Genomic DNA, 17,062 nt, shown 5'->3' on the forward strand with positions numbered 1-17,062 from the left:
ACACCGCAATCGCCAGCGCGAACCGCTGCGGACGTGCCGAAACCGACCATCGTCGTCCTCGAGGGCGATCAAACCGGACAAGAACTCCTCGTCGAATCGCTGCGCGTGCTGGCACCGGACGTGATCGGCCTCGACGTCGAACGCGAGCACTTCGATCTCTCGCTCCAAAACCGCCGCAAGACGGGCAACGCCGTCGTGCACGAAGCCGCCGCGGCGATGAAGCGAACGAAGCTCGGCTTGAAAGCCGCGACGATCACCCCGGAGACGAAGGGCGACGTCGGCTCGCCCAACGCGATCCTGCGCAGCGCGATCGACGGCAAAGTCATCGTGCGCACGGGCCGGCGCATCCCCGGCGTTCGCCCGGTTGCGGGGATTCACGCTCCGATCTCGGTGGTGCGCATGGCGGTCGGCGACGCGTATGGCGCCAAGGAGTGGCGCGAAGAGCAGAACGGCGACGAGGTCGCGTACCGCACCGAACGCATCGAGCGATCGGTGTGCCGCGTCGTCTCCGAGTACGCGTTCTATCACGCGCGCCGCGCCGGAGCGAAAGTCTTCGGAGGTCCCAAGTACACTGTCAGTCCGGTGTACGAAGGGATGCTCAAAGAGGAGATGGATGCCGCAGCGCAGCGCTACCCCGACGTCGCGTACGAACCGCAGCTCATCGACGCCACCTACGCGCTCCTCATCTCGACCTCGGGCGATCCGATGGTGATCCCGTCGCTCAACCGCGACGGCGACTGCCTCTCCGATCTGGTGATGCAGCTCTTCGGTTCGATCGCCGGCGCGGAGTCGACGCTGATGTCGTTCACGCGCGACGGAAAGCCGGACGTCGTAATGACCGAAGCGCCGCACGGCACCGCGCCGCGACTGCAGGGCAAGAACGTCGCCAATCCCATGGCGATGGTCCTCGCAGCCGCTGCGCTGCTGACGTTCGTCGACGACCGCCGGGCGACCAATGCGTCGCGCGCCATTTACGAGTCGGTGCTCGAGACCGTCCGCGACGGAATCGCGACCAGCGACCTCGGCGGCCAGGCGTCCACCACGGAATTCACCGACGCCGTGATCGCGAAGGTGAAAACGAAGCTCGATGTGTGGGCTACGCTCTAACCGCGTCCGGACATCGCACGTTCGAGCGGGTATCGCCGTCGCGAGCGCGTGTGCCTGGATCGCCGCCGCGCCTTCCACCGCTCCGCCGAACCCGTTTACGCTCGACGCAGCGACCCCGTCGCCGTCGCCGATCGCTCTGCCCGAGATCGGCCGTGTCCGTTCGACGGGGATCGCATGCGTCGCGATGCGGGACCTCGTCATCCCGTCGTTCGCCGCCGCTCGCCGCAACGATACGGAGTACGCGGATGCGACCCAGCGTCTGAAGCGCTACATCAGTGCTTCCGACGACGACTCCAATAAGCAGGCTCCGGCGTACCTCGAGGGTCTGCTGTCCAAGCTCGACATGAATGTCTCGGCGCTGCGGACAAGCCTGCTCGTCATCAATCGCGCGCTGGGCGATCCGCGCATCTCTGCCGACGCGGTGAGGGGTAATCCGCAACTGAGCGACCTTCGCGCACAATTACAGCGCATCTACGCCGTGCAAGCCGATCGCACGAATGCCTTGGGTGAGTTCGTCATGCGCGAACAAGCGGCGATGAACCGTGCCGAATTCAGCGCCGGCAGCACGGCGTTTTCCGGACGCGGCACGAGGACGCCCGCGACCGAGTCGATACCGGCCGCGGCGCCGACGAGGCAGCCCATCGGGATGCCGGTGCGAAGCGGAATCGAGTTTGGGGATATCGCGTCGATCGCCGACTGGACCGGAAGTTACGTTCGCCAGGTCCGCCAAACCGAAAATGGGGCAGCGAAGGTCTTTTTCCCGATCGCTCAGTCGTGTCGCTGACGCCGGGCGCGCGGAAGCACGTCAGCGCGCGAGCGAGATGCACAGCACGCCGGCGAACGCGAGCAGCACGCCGACCCACTGCGCGCGCAGCAGACGCTCGTGCAGGATGAACACCGCGAGCGCGACCGTCCCGGCCGGATAGAGCGAGGAGATCACGGCGACGATGCTCAGCGCGCCGAGGTGTGAGGCCAGGACGTAGGCGACGTTCGCGCCCATGTCGAGCGCCCCCGCGAGCGCAACGGTCCGCAGATTCGCCGCGCCGACCCGCAGCGAGCGGCGTGTCAGCAGCGCGCCGAGCGAGACGAGCGTCATCGACGTCACGCGCATCATCAGCACCGGCACGAGGCCCGCGTCACTGCGCGTCTGCGCGAGCCCGATGAACAGAAACCCGAACGCAATCCCGGCGCCGAGCGCTTCCGCGACGCCCGGGGGGAGCGCACGCGAGTGCGCGGCACGCCGCGCCTCCCCGGTATCGGAGGCCGAGACGAAGATGACGGCGACGAGCGCGCAGACGATCCCGGCGACGGCAAGCGGCGCAGGACGTTCGCCGCGGGCGATCGCGAACGCGACCGGCACCGCGGCGGCGAGCACCGCCGTGATCGGTGAGACGACGCCCATCGTGCCGATCGCGAGACCGCGATAGAGCAGCATGATCGCGCCGCCGCCGGCGAGGCCGCACGCAACGCCCCACCACAGGTCGCTCGCGTGCGCCGACACGCCGAGGAACGGCAGCGCGACGAGCAGGACGACGAGCCCCACCGCCTGCGCCCAAACCACCACGGCAACCGCCGAATCGCGGCGCGTCGCGAGGCCACCGAAGAAGTCCGCCGCACCGTAGACGAGCGCGCACACCAGCGCGAGCGAGACAGCAGCCACCGCGTGCGGAACTCAGCGCGTCTTCGGATCGAGCGCGTCGCGCAGACCGTCGCCGAGCAGGTTGAACCCGAGCACGAGCACGGTGATCGAGACGCCCGGGACGATCAGCGCCCACGGCGCGCCCAGCCAATAGTCGCGCGCGTCGTTGAGCATCGCGCCCCACTCCGGCGCGGGCGGCCGCGCGCCGAGGCCGAGGTACGAAAGCCCGGCGGCTTCGAGTTCCGCGGTCGCGATGCCGAGCGTCGCCTGCACGAGCAGCGGCGTGAGGATGTTCGGCAGGACGTGACGCGCCAAGATCGCCGCGGTCGGCGCGCCGATCGCGCGCGCCGCTTCGACGTACTCGTGCTCTTTCACCGCGAGCACCGAGGAGCGCGCGAGCCGCGCGTACTGGGGCACGTACACGATCCCGACCGCGAGCATCAGGTTGGTGATGCTCGGACCCAAGATGGTCGTGATCCCGATGGCGAGGATGATCGACGGAAACGCCAGCATCAAATCCATCGCGGCCATCAGCGCGGCATCGGCGCGGCGGCCGCCGTACCCCGCGATCACGCCGATCGCGGTCCCGACGGTGATCGCGAGACCGACGGCGACGAAGCCGATGCGGATCGAGATGCGCGCGCCGAACGCGACGCGCGCGAAGAGGTCGCGGCCGAGCTTGTCGGTACCGAAGACGTGCAGCGCGCTCGGCGGTGTCGCGCCGAGCGCAACGTCCTGCGCCAGCGGGTCGTGGGTCGCCAGCACCGGTGCGAGCACCGCCGTGAGCACGATCGCGAGAACGATGACGGCGCCGACGAGTGCGCCCGGCGTCGCCCGGAAACGCCGCCAGACGTCAGCCAGAAACGTGCGCGACGGAGCATCGAGTGCGGCCGCCTGCGAGGCGCCCGGCGAGGTCGAGGACACGGAACGGCGTGGGTTCAGGCGAGCGCCGGAAGGTCCCTCGTCAATGGCGAAACGGAACGCGGCCCGACCTACGTCTTCGTGACGATCTCGGCCGAACGGTACTCTAATGAGTGACGAGCGGGGCCGGGAGGGTGCCTTTTCGGCGCCTGCTGCACTTCTGGAGGAACCGTCCCGGTGACCACGGCCGACCCCGCCCTGCGCGCGATCGAGTGCAAGCTCGATGAGGGTATCTCGCTCTCGCTCGAAGACGGCTTGACTCTTTTCCGCACCAGCGACATCCACACGCTGGGGCGCCTGGCCAAAACCGCCAAGGAACGCAAGAGCCGGAACGAGGTCTACTACGTCCTCAACCGCTACATCAACTCGACGAACGTGTGCTACGCGAACTGCACGTTCTGTTCGTTCTCGCGCGGCGAAAAGGACGTCGACCGGGTGCGCATGTCGGCCGATCAAGTCGTCGCGAAGGCGCTGGAGACGGGGACCAACTTCAACCAGCTCCACATCGTCGGCGGGCACGATCCGCGTCAGCTCTCGCTCGACTACTGGCTGCCGCTGATGCGCCGGTTCAAAGAGCAGCTGCCGCACGTCCAGCTCTCGCTGTTTACCGCCGCCGAGATCGACTACATGGCGCGCCGGCACCGGCTCTCGTACGATGAGATCGTCGCTCAGCTCGCCGAGGCCGGCCTCGACAACGTCAACGGCGGCGGCGCCGAGGTGTTCTCGGAGCGATTCCGCCGCGAGGTCTGCCCCAACAAGGTCGACGCCGCCCATTGGCTGGAGATCCACGAGACGCTGCACCGTCACGGCGTCGCTTCGAATGCGACGATGCTCTACGGCACGATCGAGACGCTCGAAGAACGGCTCGAACATTTGATCATGCTGCGCGAATCGCAGCGCCGCTCGCCCGGCTACAATGCGTTCATCCCGCTCGCATTCCATCCCGACGGCAACGCGCTCTCGCACCACGGCTGGACGTCCGGACTCGACGACATCCGCATGTTCGCGGTTTCGCGGCTGATGCTCGACAATTTCGACCACATCAAAGCGTACTGGATGATCCAGGGGATCAAAGTCTGCCAGCTCGCGCTCGAGTTCGGGGCCGACGACATGGACGGCACGCACGGTTCGACCGACGAAGAGATGATCTACCACTCGGCCGGCACGCGTTCGGGGCAGTACGTCGACGACCGCGAGTTCCGGCGTTTGATCGAAGAGGCGGGCTACGTTCCGGTGCGCCGCAACTCGACGTATCAGACGTTCCCGCACGACTGGAAGCCCGAAGACGGGATGCCGGAGCGCGCGCTCGCGGGTGCCGGCGCTGTCTAACACGCGCACCGGCGAGCCGCTGCGCTACGGCCGCATGGGCTTCGTCAACGTGGCGCCGATCGAGACGGCGTTCGACGCCGGCGCGGTCGCGCGCGACGTCGTTGAAGTCTCCGACGTACCGACGCGTCTCAACGCGATGCTGGTCGCCGGCGAACTCGACGTCGCGGCGATCAGCGCCGCGCACTATCTCGCGCACCGCGACGAACTCGCGCTGCTGGGCGACTGCTGCATCGCCTCCGACGGCCCGGTGCGTTCGGTGCTGCTGGTCTCGCCGATCCCGCCCGCACTGCTCGAGGGCGCGTCGATCGCGGTTACGGCGCAGTCGGCGTCGGGTCGCGCGCTCCTTGCGACGCTGCTCGAGCACGTGCAGCACGTCCGTCCGACGTACGACGTCGTCGACGATGCGCTCGGCGCCGCGCGCGCCGGCCGGCCCGCCCTGATCATCGGCGACGACGCGCTCGTCGCGCGCGGCGCGTGCCCGCCGGCGCAGATTCACGATCTCGGCGAAGCGTGGTCGCGCTGGACCGGGCTGCCGTTCGTCTTCGCCGTGTGGGCGGTGCGCCGCGACGTCGCGCGGCGCCGTCCCGCCGAGGTCGCCGCGCTCGCCGCGGCGCTCGCGGAGGCGCGCGCGTGGGGCACCGCGCATCGCGATGCCGTGATCGAAGCGGCGATCGCGCGCAAGCCGTTCCATCGCGGTCTGTACGCCGACTATTTTACCCGCTTGCGCTACGTGCTCGACGAACGCGCGCAGCGCGGCCTCGCCCGGTTCGCCGACCTTTTCCTGCCCAAGGAGCCCGCTCGTGTCCCTCGCTGACGTCCTCGACCGCGCCGCCGCCGGCGGCCGGCTCTCATTCGATGAGGGCGTGCGGCTCTACCGCGAGGCACCGCTGCACGCGCTCGGCGCCGCCGCGCACGCGCGCCGCATGGCGATGTATCCGACCAACGACGTCACCTACGTCGTCGACACCACCATCAACTACACCAACGTCTGCAACGTGCACTGCACGTTCTGCGCGTTCTTCCGGCCCGAGCACCACGCCGAAGGCTACACCATGTCGCACGACAAGGTGCTCGAGCGCGTGAAGTACGCGGCCGATCAGGGCGCGACGCAGATCATGATCCAGGGCGGCGTCAACCCCGAGCTGCGCATCGGCTGGTTCGAAGAACTCTTCCGGCGCGTCGCCGCGGAGTACCCGGACGTCGACATCCACTCGCTCTCGGTCTCGGAGATCTCCGGGCTCGCGACGATCGAAGGGATGACGACCCGGGCGGTGCTCGAGCGGCTCAAGGCCGCCGGGATGAAGTCGCTGCCGGGCGCCGGTGCGGAGATTCTGGTCGAGCGCGTACGCAAGCGGATCAGCGCGCGCAAGATCGTCCCCGACGCATGGATCGACGTGATGCGCGACGCGCAGCAGCTCGGGATGCCGACCACGGCGACGATGATGTTCGGCTCGATCGAGACCGACGACGAACGCATCGCGCACATGAAGGTGATCCGCGACCTGCAGGACGAGTCCGAGGGGTTCACCGCGTTCATCCCGTGGTACTACGTGCCGTACAAGACGCCGCTGCGCGGGCGCGAAGCGACGGGCCTCGAGTACTTGCGCGTGCTCGCGGTCTCGCGGCTCTTCCTCGACAACGTGCCGCACCTGCAGGCGTCGTGGCTGACGCCTGGATTGAAGCTCGGTCAGCTCGCGCTGTTCTACGGCTGCGACGACATGGGCGGGACGATCATCGAAGAGCAGGTCGTCCACGATGCCGGCGGCGGCAACGAAGCGACGCGCGCGCAGCTCGAAGAGATCATCCGCGGCGCCGGCTTCACCCCCGTCATCCGCGATACGTACTGGAATCTGCGCAACGACTTGGCGCTCGCCACGGCCTAACAGCTACGCGGTTGCGCGGATCGTGGCGGCGCCGAGGACTTCGGTGCCGTCGTTGTCGAGCAATGCGACGAGCTGGCCGGGAGTCACCGCGCGCTGCGGCGTCTGGAAGCGCAGGTGCAGTGCGTCGCCGTCGAGCGTCACCGTCGCGGCAGCTGGCTTGGCGCGATAGCGCGTCATCGCCAGCACGCGGGCCGGTCCGGCAGTGAACCGTTCGGGGCGGATGAGGTTGACTTCGTCGGCGATCAATCCGTCGACGTCGAGTTCGTCTTCGCGTCCGATCACGATCGTGTTGGTCGCCGCGTCGATGCGGGTCACGTAGCGCGGGCTACCGCCGGCCGGCAGCCCGCGCCGCTGTCCGACGGTGTAGCAGCCGATCCCGGCGTGCGTCCCGGCGGCCGCTCCGGCCGTCGTCATCACCGGGCCCGGTATTGCCGTCGAGGGCGCCAGCGCAGCGAGGACTTCGCGGTAGTCGCCGCCTTCGACGAAGCAGATGTCCTGCGACTCGGTCTTCTCGGCGACGGGCAGTCCCAGACGTGCGGCGTGCGCACGGGTCTCGGCTTTCGTCATCTGCCCCACCGGCAGCAGAAGTCGAGAGAGCTGCTCCGGCGTCAGCTGCGCCAATGCGTAGGCCTGATCTTTCGGCGACTCGCTGCGGAAGAGGCGCGGGCCGTCCGCCCCGTGTTCGAGCCGGGCATAGTGGCCGGTCGCGACGTAGCGCGCGCCGAGCCGATCGGCGTAGGCGCGCAGGGTGCCGAGCTTCACGTCGTTGTTGCAGGAGACGCACGGATTGGGAGTGCGGCCTTGCGCGTACTCGCGCGCGAACCGTTCGATGACGCCGCGGCGGAACGTTTCTTCAAAATCGAGGACGTAATGGGGGATCCCGATTGCAGACGCGGTGCGGCGAGCGTCGTCGAAATCGTCGGCGCCGCAGCACGATTTCGCGTGCGCCGGTTTGGTCGGCGCATACATCTTCATCGTCACGCCGACGACGTCGTAGCCGGCTTCCGCCAGCAATCCCGCCGCGACGGCGGAGTCGACGCCCCCGCTCATCGCGGCGACGACGCGCACTCGCTCCTTCATCACATCCACTACTGAACCACGGAACAGGGAAACCGGGTGCGCCCGCTAAGGTGCGATTTCATGTCTGCGCTCGGAGAGGAGTTTCGGAGCGCGCGAGAAGCGCGCGGTCTCACCCTCTCGGACGTCGCCGAGCAGATCCATATCCGCTCGGTTTACCTGAACGCGATCGAACACGAGGACTGGGGCGCGATCGGGGCGCCGGTCTACGTGCGCGGCTTCATCCGGACGTATGCCCGGTTCCTCGGTCTCGACGGCGAAGCCGCCGTCGCCCGATTCAACCAGATGATCCCCGCGACCGAGCGGCCCGCGGCGGCGCCGGTGACGCACGCCGTCGACCGCGAACGCAGCGGCCCCTCGGTCTGGGCGATCGGCGGGATCGTGGTCGCGCTCCTGCTGGTGCTCTTCGCCGGGTACGAGTGGTACGCGTACTCGCAGGGGACCGACGTGCGGACGGCCGCGGCGCCCGGCCCGCAGACGCAACCGACGGCGCCCTCGGGCGGGTCCGCGCCTTCGGCCTTTCCCGTCGCGGCGAGTGCGCCCACGGCCACACCCGCCGTCCTGCCGAAACACGAGCTCGCGATCCGCCTCTCCGAGGCGTCGTGGCTGCGGGTGACGGTCGACGGGGCGACGCTCGCCGAGGGCCTCTACCCGGCGGGAACGCGCAAGTCGTTCACCGGGAGCGTTGCAGTCGTCCGGGTCGGCAACGCCGGCGGCGTGCAGATCCTCGTCGACGGCCGCCCCACCCCCGCGCTCGGCAAAAATGGCGACGTCGCCGAGCAGCGCTACACCCTCTGATCCCGCTTCCGCACGAGAACCGATGGCATCCGACGCTTCCTTCGACGTGGTCTCCAAAGTCGATCCGCAAGAGCTCGACAACGCCCTCAACCAAGCGCGCAAAGAGATCGCGGGCCGCTTCGATTTCAAGAACTCGATCGCGTCGATCGAAAACGACGACAAGACGATCACGGTGCTCGCCGACGACGAAATGAAGCTGCGCAACGTCGTCGACATCATCCAGTCCAAAGCGGTGAAGCGCGGGATCGATCTCAAGGCGCTCGATGCCTCGGCGAAGCCGGAATCGGCGTCGGGGAGTGCGCTGCGTCAGAAGATCACGATTCGCGCCGGGATTCCGAAAGACAAGTCGAAGGCGATCATCGAAGCAATCAAGGGCTCGAAGCTCAAGGTGCAGGCGCAGTACCAGGACGAGCAGATCCGCGTCTCAGCGAAGTCCAGGGACGATCTGCAAAAGGTTATTCAGCTCTTGAAAGGGTTGGAGTACGAGCTGCCGCTGCAGTTTGTGAACTATCGGTGAGAGCGCCTTGGGGGTGACGGGGGGTGCCGAGAACGCGTTCGAACGCCCATCCGGGGCGTTCGAACGCTCGGTGCTCCGGTCGCTCTCGCCATTCTGGCTTCGCTCCCTTGGCGATGTTCTTCGGCCGATGTTGGATTTGAATGACTGTTGATTTGATGACCAAGACGGTCTCGTTTGTGTCCTTGGGTTGTGCGAAGAATCTCGTGGACAGCGAGGTGATGATCGCGAAGCTGGGGGCGGCGGGGTGGACGCTTGTGCCGGAGACAGAGCAGGCGGAGGCGGTCGTCATCAACACGTGCGCGTTCATCGACCCGGCGAAGGCGGAGTCGACCCAGACGATCTTGGCGCACGCGGAGAAGAAGCGGGACGGACAGCAGCTGATCGTTGCGGGGTGTTTGTCGCAGCGGTTCGGGGATGAACTGCAGTCGCTGATTCCTGAGATCGACGGCGTCGTCGGAACGGGAGCCTATCCGTCGATCGTCGAGTTGCTGGAGGATGCGCGGGCCGGCAAGGGCCCGGTCCGGCTCGATTTCGAGGCGGAGCCGGAGCATGATTTTCTGCCGCGGCTGATCACGACGCCGTCCGCGACGGCGTATCTGAAGATCGCGGAAGGATGCGATCATCCGTGCACGTTCTGCATCATTCCGCAGCTGCGCGGCGGGTTTCGGTCGCGCAGCGAGGAGTCGATTCTGGCGGAGGCGCGTGCGCTCGCTGCGGGCGGGACGAAAGAACTGATTCTGATCGCGCAGGACACGTCGATGTGGGGACGCGATCGCGGGTATCGGCGCGGCGGCCTTGCGGCGCTGCTCGAGAAGCTGCACGCGATCGACGGCATCGTGTGGATTCGGCTGCTGTATCTGTATCCGGCGACCGTCGATGCGGAGCTGATCGATGCGATGGCGTCGCTCCCGAAGGTGTGCTCGTACATGGACATGCCGCTGCAGCACGTCAGCGCCGGCGTGCTGCGGCGGATGCTGCGGCCGTCCAACGGCGAGCGGTATCTCGAGATCGTCGAGGACTTTCGGCGGCGCGTTCCGGGGATCACGATGCGCTCGACTTTCATCGTGGGGTTTCCCGGCGAGAACGACGAGGACGTCGCGGAACTCGAACGCTGGATCGGGCGCGCCGAGCTCGATCGCGTCGGGTTCTTCGTCTATTCGCGTGAAGATGGGACGCCGGGCGCGGAACTCGACCGCCAGGTGCCGGAGCGCGAGAAGCGGCGCCGGCTGCTGCGTCTGCGCGACGCGCAGCGGCGTGCGTCGGAGCGCGCGCGCGCGAAGCGCATCGGCGAGACCGTGCAGGTGCTGGTCGAGGAGAAGCGGACGCTGCGCAAGACTGATCCGCTTGCGGCGGCGCTGCGCTCGCGCCACGTGATCGCCGGACGTTCGAGCGGCGAAGCGCCGGGAGTCGATGGGATCATCGCGTTCACCGGAGACGCCGAGATCGGCGAGTTCGTCGACGTCACGCTGCGCGGCAATACCTCGTTCGATTTCTACGGCGATCTCGTGCCGGCGCTGGTGCCGGCGTGAGCCAGGGAACCGTCGTCGACCCGCCTCAGCCGCCCGCGCGCGGCGACCGCCGTCGGCCCGAGCCGAGCGAACCGCCGCACGGCAAACCGGCGTTCTTCCGCGCACTCCCCTACGCGCTCGGCGCGCTGCTGATCCTGATCGGCGCCTTCTTCGGGATCGTCGCGTACAAGATGGTGCGCGGCGACAACTTCTGGCACAGCGTCAACACGACGCTGCCGGCCTACATCCCGCCGCCCGAGACGGTCTTCGCGAAGCAGCGCCTCTACGTGATGCTGCTCGGCATCGATTTCAACTACGACAACAAGGGGATGCCGTACTCGAAGGGTGCGCGCAGCGACACGATCATGCTCGCATCGCTCGACTTCCCGACGAAGTCGCTGCACCTCATCTCGGTCCTGCGCGACACCGACGCGATCGTCAACGGCAGGGATGCCAAGATCAACGAAGCGTACGCCGTGGGCGGCGTCAAGCTTGCCGACAAGGTGATCGGCGAGCAGATGGGCTTGCCGCTCAACGAGAAGGGGACGCACTTCGATCGTTTCGTCGTCGTCAACTCGTTCGGCGTCAAGGATTTCGTCGACGCGATCGGCGGCATCGACGTGCCGGTGACGGAGAAGATGGACTACGAGGACCACTGGGGACATCTGTCGATCCACTTCAAGCCCGGGCTGCAGCACATGAACGGCACACAGGCGATGTTCTACTCGCGCTTCCGCCACGACGCGTGCAGCGATCCCTGCCGCGTGAAGCGCCAGCAGCAAGTCATTCACATCACGATGCAGAAGCTGAAGTCGGAGAAGATCAACGACCTGCTGCACATCGGTTCGCTGATCGCCGCGCTCAACAAAAACATCTACACCGACCTGAACTTCGACGAGGAGAAGTCGCTGGCGTGGGCGTTCAAAGACGCGAACCTCGCCGACCTCAGCCACGCCGAGACGATCCCGTACGTCGACACGAAGGACACCGCCGACGGCGAGACGCTGATTCTCGACCCGGTCGCGAAGGGCAAGATCATCCGCCAATTCCTCGGGGCGTACGGCAACGTCGCGCCGCCTTCGTCGAAGGCGCTGGCAGCGATCAAGCCGGCGACCGTGCACCTGACGGTCGAGAACGGGAGCGGCATCCCGGGGCTCGCCGGCCGCGCCGCCGAGCGCTTGCGGAAACTGGGCTATCGCGTCGATTCGGTGACCAATGCCGACGCGTTCAGTTACGACAGCAGCGAGATCCGGCCGGCGTCGCAGACGCCGTTCGTCGGGGAGCGCGTTCGCGCCGACCTCGGCGTCCCCGGCGCGACGATCTCGCCGGCGACCGATGCGACGCCGGGCCCCCAGATCGCGGCGACCGTGATCGTCGGAAAAGACTTCGCCGCCGCGCTCGAGACGGCGAGTCCGCCGGCGACCGCCGCGAAGCACTGAGCCGTGCGCGGCCGGGTCCCGGCCCTGGTCGCGGGGATCGCGGCCCTGGCCGTCGTGTTCTACGTCGGCTGGCGGCTGTGGGTGAAGTCCGGCGACCAGCTGCGGCCCGTCGTGGTGCTTCGCGGCGCCGACGCTGCGGCGCTCGTGACGCCGCGGCTCGGCGCGCGCCTGCACGCGCTCGCATCCGGCGGCCGAGCCCCGGCGGCCGGCCGCCCGAGACTGATCGCGCTGACCTTCGACGACGGGCCCTATCCGGTCACCACGCCGCTCCTGCTGCAGACGCTGCACGACCTTCGCGTCCCGGCGACGTTCTTTCTCATCGGGCGAGACGCCGAGCAGTATCCCGGCCTCACCCGCGCGATCGCCGCCGACGGCCACGAGATCGCCGACCACACCCTCACCCATCCGAACCTCGACACGCTGGGCGAGGCCGACGTCGCCGCCGAGCTCCGTGACGGCGCCGACGTCCTGAACCGGATCGCACCCGATCCGGCCGAGCGCCGGCTGTTCCGGCCGCCGCACGGCCGCTACCGTTTGGCGACGGTCCGCACCGCGCAGGTCTCCGGATACGACACGATCCTCTGGAACGACGATCCGGGCGACTGGCGGTCGGTCGGCACCGCCGAGCTCACCGCGCACGTCTTCGCCCACGCCACGGCGCCGGAGATCCTCCTCCTGCACAGCGGACGCACCGCGACGATCGCGATGCTGCCCGAGCTTGTCACCCGGTATCGACAAGCGGGGTATGCGTTCGTTACAGTAGGGCGTCTGCTCCGCCTGACGTCGCCTGCCGAGCTGAACCGCCCGGCGGCGATCCCCTTCCCCTCATCCTAAGAGCCGCGGCTCGGGAGGAACCCCGCCGCGCGCCGAATGGTTGTTACCTCGTATGGCCTTTCTGAAGACCCTGTTCGACGGCAACGAACGCGAACTCGCGCGGCTGCGCAAGACCGTGGAACGGGTCAACGCGCTCGAACCGGCGATGGCGGCGCTCTCCGATGACGAGCTGCGCGCCAAGACCGCCGAGTTCAAAGGTCGCGTGGAGGCGGGCGAGACGCTCGACGCCCTCCTCCCCGAAGCGTTCGCCGTCGTCCGCGAGACCGGCAAGCGCGTCATGGGGATGCGCCACTTCGACGTCCAGATCATGGGCGGCCAGGCCTTGCACGAAGGCAACGTCGCCGAGATGCGCACCGGCGAAGGCAAGACGCTCGTCGCGACGCTCCCGGTCTACCTCAACGCGCTGACCGGCCGCGGCGTCCACGTCGTCACGGTTAACGACTACCTCGCCAAACGCGACGCCGAATGGATGTCGCCGATCTACACGGCGCTCGGGATGACGGTCGGCGTGATCCAGCACGATCTCGATCACGGCGCGCGCAAGGCCGCGTACGACAGCGACATCACGTACGTCACCAACAACGAGGTCGGGTTCGACTACCTGCGCGACAACATGGCGTGGTCGCTCGACCAGATGGTGCAGCGCCACCTCAACTTCGCGATCGTCGACGAAGTCGACTCGATCCTCATCGACGAGGCGCGCACCCCGCTCATCATCAGCGGCCAGGGACACGACGCGACCGAACTCTACGCGCAATTCGCCAAGATCATCCCGCGGCTGGTGAAGGGCGACGATTTCACCGTCGACGAGAAGGCGCACGCGGCGCCGATCACCGAGCAGGGCGTCGCCAAGGTCGAGAAGATGCTCGGCATCACCAACCTCTACGACCAGCGCAACCTCGAGCTCACGCACCAGCTCAACGCCGCGCTCAAGGCGTGGAACCTCTTCCACAAAGATCAGCAGTACATCGTCAAGGACGGCGAGGTGATCATCGTCGACGAGTTCACCGGCCGGCTGATGTACGGCCGCCGGTACTCCGACGGCATCCATCAGGCGATCGAAGCGAAGGAAGGGCTGAACGTCCGCAGCGAGGACCAGACGCTCGCGACGATCACGTTCCAGAACTACTTCCGCCTCTACGACAAGCTGGCCGGGATGACCGGTACCGCGAAGACGGAAGAGCGCGAGTTCCGCGAGATCTACGGTCTGGCGGTCGTCGTTCTGCCGACCAACATGCCGGTGCGCCGCAAGGACTACGCGGACATCGTCTATCGCAGCGAAGAGGCGAAGTTCAACGCCGTCATCGACGACATCATCGCCGAGCACGAGAAGGGCCGTCCGGTTCTCGTCGGTACGCGGTCGATCGAAAAGTCGGAACGGCTCGCGACCCTGCTGCGCCGCCGCGGGATCGAGTGCAACGTCCTCAACGCGAAGTATCACGAGCAGGAAGCGCAGATCATCAAGGATGCCGGGATCCCCGGCAAGGTGACGATCGCGACCAACATGGCCGGCCGCGGCGTCGACATCAAGCTCGGCGACGGCGTCCCCGAAGCGGGCGGCCTGCACATCATCGGCACGGAGCGGCACGAATCGCGCCGCATCGACAACCAGCTGCGCGGGCGCGCCGGACGTCAGGGCGATCCAGGTACCACGCGCTTCTACATCGCGCTCGAAGACGAGCTGATGCGGCTGTTCGGGCAAGAGCGGCTGCAGAGGATGATGGACTTCGTGAAGTTCACCGACGAGACGCCGATCGAGGCCGGGATCCTCTCGCGCTCGATCGAGAACGCGCAGTCGAAGGTCGAGAACCACAACTACGAGATCCGCAAGTCGGTCCTCGAATACGACGACGTCATGAACAAGCAGCGTGAGATCATCTACGCTGAACGACGCCGCGTCCTCGAAGGGCAGAGCCTGCGCGATTTCTTCGTCGACACGTTGCGCCGCAAGGCGGGCTACGCCGTCGACACCGGCGCGCCCGAAGAAGAGCATCCCTCGGAGTGGAATCTCCAGGCGATCATCGACGAGCTCGATCAGATCTTCCCGGTGAAAGATCAGATCGGCGTCGCGGATTTGGAGAAGCTCGATCGCGAAGGGATGAAGGAGCGGATGTTCGCGCTCGCGCTCGCCGCGTACGAGGCGAAGGAAGTCGAAGTCGGGCCGGACCTGATGCGGATGATCGAGTCGCAGTACATCATGCTGCCGATCATCGACCGGCTGTGGGTCGACCATCTCTACATCATGGATGCGCTCAAGAGCGGGATCGGTCTGCGCGGCTACGGCCAGAAAGACCCGCGCGTCGAGTACGAAAAAGAAGCGTACGAGATCTTCGAAGATCTCAAGAACAACATCGCCGACGAGGCGATCAAAGCCGTCTTCTCGATGCGCATCGAGATCGGTCCGCCGCCCGAAGGCGAGGGCGTTGAGGGTGCGTTGCTGCCGGGTGCGCACGGCGGGTTCCCGCCGGGCGCCGAGGCGCTGCCGCCGGGCGGCGACGGTTTCGCGATGCCGCAGTTCGCGACGGTCCCCAGCGGCGAGATCGCGCCGCAGCCCGTCGCGCAGCCGTCGGCGCCGCGGATGGATCCCGCGACCGCGGAGAAGTTACTCGGCCCGGCGCCGCGCTACGAAGCGACGCAGGTCCACACCAACCTCGGCAACGGCGAACCCGCCAAGCCCAAGCAGAACGCCGCCGCCGACAAAGTCGGCCGCAACGATCTCTGCCCATGCGGCAGCGGCAAAAAATACAAACGCTGCCACGGCGCCGCCGCCTAGCGCCGGGTGACGAGTTCGATGCGGCGCAGGGCGGTGATGTCTTGCGTCGGATCGCCGTTGACGGCGACGAGCTCGGCGCGTGCGCCGGCCCGGATCGTGCCGATCTCGGGGCTGCGCAGGACTGCGGCGGCCGTCGACGTGGCGCTGCGGAGTGCTTCGAGCGGCGTGAGGCCGTGCGCGACGAGCAGTTCGAGCTCGCGCGCGTTCTCGCCGTGCGGGAAGACCCCGATGTCGCTCCCGTTCGCGATCGTCACGCCGCTCGCGCGCGCTGCCGCGAACGCGTTGCGTTTCGCGACGACCGCGGGATGCGCGTCGTCCTGGTTGCGGATCGCCTGCAGGGCGTCGTACGCCGCGAGCGTCGGCACGTAGGCGACGCCGCGCTCCGCCATCAGCGCGAAGACCTCGGGCGTCCCCTCGTTCCCGTGCTCGATCGTGTCGACGCCTGCGCGGGCGGCGCGGGCCATCGCCTCGGCGGTCGTCGCGTGCGCCGCAACGGGACAGCCGGCGTCGTGCGCGATCGCGACAATCAGCGCGAGATCGCGCTCGGAGAACGTCGGCCGTGCGTCGCCGGCCGGCCCGAAGCGATAGTCGCCGTACACCTTGATCCACTCCGCCCCGCGCGCGATCTGCGCACGCGTCACGCGGTGGATCGACTCCGGCCCGTCGACCTCTTGCGCGCCCTGCGCGACGCAGCAGTCGCCGACGAAGCCCTTCGGACCGTACGTTCCGCTCGCGACGATCGCGCGCGTCACGGGGATGAGCCGCGGCCCGGGGATGACGCCTTCGTCGACGGCGCGCCGCAGGCCGACGTCGGCATCGCCCGCGCCTTCGGTGCCGAGATCGCGGATCGTGGTGAAGCCGGCACGCAGCGTGCGCTCAAGCGCGACGACGGCGCGCGCCACGCGCAGCGCCTCATGGTCGAATAGCACTTGGTCGTTCCACGGGCGCACGTCGTACGGGTGCAGCAGCACGTGCGTGTGCAGGTCGATCAGCCCCGGAAGGAGCGTGCAGCCGTCGAGCTCGACGACGCGCGCATCGCCCGCCTCGACCTGCGGACGTGCCGCCGCGATACGGTCGCCGTCGACGAGCACCTCCCAGCCCGCGTGCGCGAGCATGCCGTCGAACACGGCCGCGGGACGATAGAGCACGCGCGTCATCGCCGCCCTCTTCCGCGTCGATGCGGCGGAGTCGTCCCGGCGGTAGGGTGCCCCGGCTTCCCGGAGAACCCCGTTTTTCC

At 67.8% G+C, this 17,062-nt stretch carries 15 protein-coding genes; 11 read left to right on the forward strand and 4 right to left on the reverse strand.

Annotated features, from left to right (window positions below):
• Window positions 1–33 precede the first annotated feature (33 nt).
• Both WPS_RS03810 and WPS_RS03815 read left to right on the forward strand, forming a co-directional pair.
• Complete coding sequence (locus tag WPS_RS03810; RefSeq protein WP_317996526.1) at window positions 34–1,107, forward strand: isocitrate/isopropylmalate family dehydrogenase; 1,074 nt, start codon at window positions 34–36, stop codon at window positions 1,105–1,107.
• Window positions 1,108–1,291: 184 nt separating this feature from the next.
• On the forward strand, window positions 1,292–1,891 hold the full coding sequence (locus WPS_RS03815) for a hypothetical protein (protein ID WP_317996527.1): 600 nt from the start codon (window positions 1,292–1,294) through the stop codon (window positions 1,889–1,891).
• Between the two features lie 21 nt (window positions 1,892–1,912).
• On the opposite strand, the gene WPS_RS03820 is transcribed toward WPS_RS03815, so the two are convergent.
• Together WPS_RS03820 and WPS_RS03825 are read right to left on the reverse strand one after the other, a co-directional pair.
• Window positions 1,913–2,767, reverse strand: a complete 855-nt coding sequence (locus WPS_RS03820) for a DMT family transporter (RefSeq protein WP_317996528.1) — start codon at window positions 2,765–2,767, stop codon at window positions 1,913–1,915.
• Window positions 2,768–2,779: 12 nt separating this feature from the next.
• Window positions 2,780–3,670 carry an ABC transporter permease gene (locus tag WPS_RS03825; protein ID WP_317996529.1) on the reverse strand — a complete coding sequence of 297 codons (891 nt, stop codon included), beginning with the start codon at window positions 3,668–3,670 and terminating at the stop codon, window positions 2,780–2,782.
• Window positions 3,671–3,844: 174 nt separating this feature from the next.
• Here WPS_RS03825 and WPS_RS03830 point away from each other — a divergent pair, with 174 nt between their 5' ends.
• The 3 genes from WPS_RS03830 to mqnC are packed head-to-tail and all read left to right on the forward strand — an operon-like array spanning window position 3,845 to window position 6,879.
• Complete coding sequence (locus WPS_RS03830) at window positions 3,845–4,996, forward strand: CofH family radical SAM protein (RefSeq protein ID WP_317996530.1); 1,152 nt, start codon at window positions 3,845–3,847, stop codon at window positions 4,994–4,996.
• Window positions 4,980–5,810, forward strand: coding sequence for a menaquinone biosynthesis protein (locus WPS_RS03835; protein ID WP_317996531.1), 831 nt, complete (start codon window positions 4,980–4,982; stop codon window positions 5,808–5,810). Before WPS_RS03830 ends, WPS_RS03835 begins: the two co-directional genes overlap by 17 nt.
• Window positions 5,797–6,879, forward strand: coding sequence for a cyclic dehypoxanthinyl futalosine synthase (gene mqnC / locus WPS_RS03840; RefSeq protein WP_317996532.1), 1,083 nt, complete (start codon window positions 5,797–5,799; stop codon window positions 6,877–6,879). Before WPS_RS03835 ends, mqnC begins: the two co-directional genes overlap by 14 nt.
• Window positions 6,880–6,882: 3 nt before the next feature.
• Here mqnC and mnmA read toward each other — a convergent pair whose 3' ends face one another.
• Window positions 6,883–7,986: a tRNA 2-thiouridine(34) synthase MnmA gene (gene mnmA / locus WPS_RS03845; RefSeq protein WP_317997487.1), complete on the reverse strand. Its 1,104-nt coding sequence runs from the start codon at window positions 7,984–7,986 to the stop codon at window positions 6,883–6,885.
• Between the two features lie 33 nt (window positions 7,987–8,019).
• On the opposite strand from mnmA, the gene WPS_RS03850 reads away from it, so the two are divergent.
• The 6 genes from WPS_RS03850 to secA all read left to right on the forward strand — a co-directional run bounded on the left by WPS_RS03850 (window position 8,020) and on the right by secA (window position 15,825).
• Window positions 8,020–8,754 carry a helix-turn-helix domain-containing protein gene (locus WPS_RS03850; protein WP_317996533.1) on the forward strand — a complete coding sequence of 245 codons (735 nt, stop codon included), beginning with the start codon at window positions 8,020–8,022 and terminating at the stop codon, window positions 8,752–8,754.
• Between the two features lie 22 nt (window positions 8,755–8,776).
• Complete coding sequence (locus WPS_RS03855; RefSeq protein ID WP_317996534.1) at window positions 8,777–9,271, forward strand: YajQ family cyclic di-GMP-binding protein; 495 nt, start codon at window positions 8,777–8,779, stop codon at window positions 9,269–9,271.
• Between the two features lie 155 nt (window positions 9,272–9,426).
• Window positions 9,427–10,800 (forward strand): 30S ribosomal protein S12 methylthiotransferase RimO, encoded by a 1,374-nt coding sequence (gene rimO, locus WPS_RS03860; protein WP_317996535.1) that lies wholly within the window; start codon window positions 9,427–9,429, stop codon window positions 10,798–10,800.
• A complete protein-coding gene (locus WPS_RS03865; protein WP_317996536.1) occupies window positions 10,797–12,218 on the forward strand; it encodes an LCP family protein in 1,422 nt (473 codons plus the stop codon). The genes rimO and WPS_RS03865 overlap by 4 nt, the downstream gene beginning before the upstream one ends.
• Window positions 12,219–12,221: 3 nt before the next feature.
• The gene (locus WPS_RS03870) at window positions 12,222–13,052 is read left to right on the forward strand and encodes a polysaccharide deacetylase family protein (RefSeq protein ID WP_317996537.1); all 831 of its coding nucleotides are present in this window, start codon (window positions 12,222–12,224) and stop codon (window positions 13,050–13,052) included.
• A 52-nt stretch (window positions 13,053–13,104) separates the two neighbouring features.
• Entirely contained in the window at window positions 13,105–15,825 is a 2,721-nt protein-coding gene (gene secA, locus WPS_RS03875) for a preprotein translocase subunit SecA (protein WP_317996538.1), read from the forward strand.
• On the opposite strand, the gene WPS_RS03880 is transcribed toward secA, so the two are convergent.
• Window positions 15,822–16,982, reverse strand: a complete 1,161-nt coding sequence (locus WPS_RS03880) for a metal-dependent hydrolase family protein (protein ID WP_317996539.1) — start codon at window positions 16,980–16,982, stop codon at window positions 15,822–15,824. The genes secA and WPS_RS03880 overlap by 4 nt on opposite strands.
• Between the last annotated feature and the right edge of the window lie 80 nt (window positions 16,983–17,062).

It is taken from the genome of Vulcanimicrobium alpinum, from assembly GCF_027923555.1.
Classification (GTDB): Bacteria; Vulcanimicrobiota; Vulcanimicrobiia; order Vulcanimicrobiales; family Vulcanimicrobiaceae; genus Vulcanimicrobium; species Vulcanimicrobium alpinum.

Bases quoted from the DNA above. Each gene is read 5' to 3' on its own strand.
- rimO (WP_317996535.1), top strand. From the start codon at position 9,427: ATGACCAAGACGGTCTCGTTTGTGTCCTTGGGTTGTGCGAAGAATCTC.
- WPS_RS03880 (WP_317996539.1), bottom strand. From the start codon at position 16,982: ATGACGCGCGTGCTCTATCGTCCCGCGGCCGTGTTCGACGGCATGCTC.
- secA (WP_317996538.1), top strand. From the start codon at position 13,105: ATGGCCTTTCTGAAGACCCTGTTCGACGGCAACGAACGCGAACTCGCG.
- WPS_RS03815 (WP_317996527.1), top strand. From the start codon at position 1,292: ATGCGGGACCTCGTCATCCCGTCGTTCGCCGCCGCTCGCCGCAACGAT.
- WPS_RS03855 (WP_317996534.1), top strand. From the start codon at position 8,777: ATGGCATCCGACGCTTCCTTCGACGTGGTCTCCAAAGTCGATCCGCAA.
- WPS_RS03850 (WP_317996533.1), top strand. From the start codon at position 8,020: ATGTCTGCGCTCGGAGAGGAGTTTCGGAGCGCGCGAGAAGCGCGCGGT.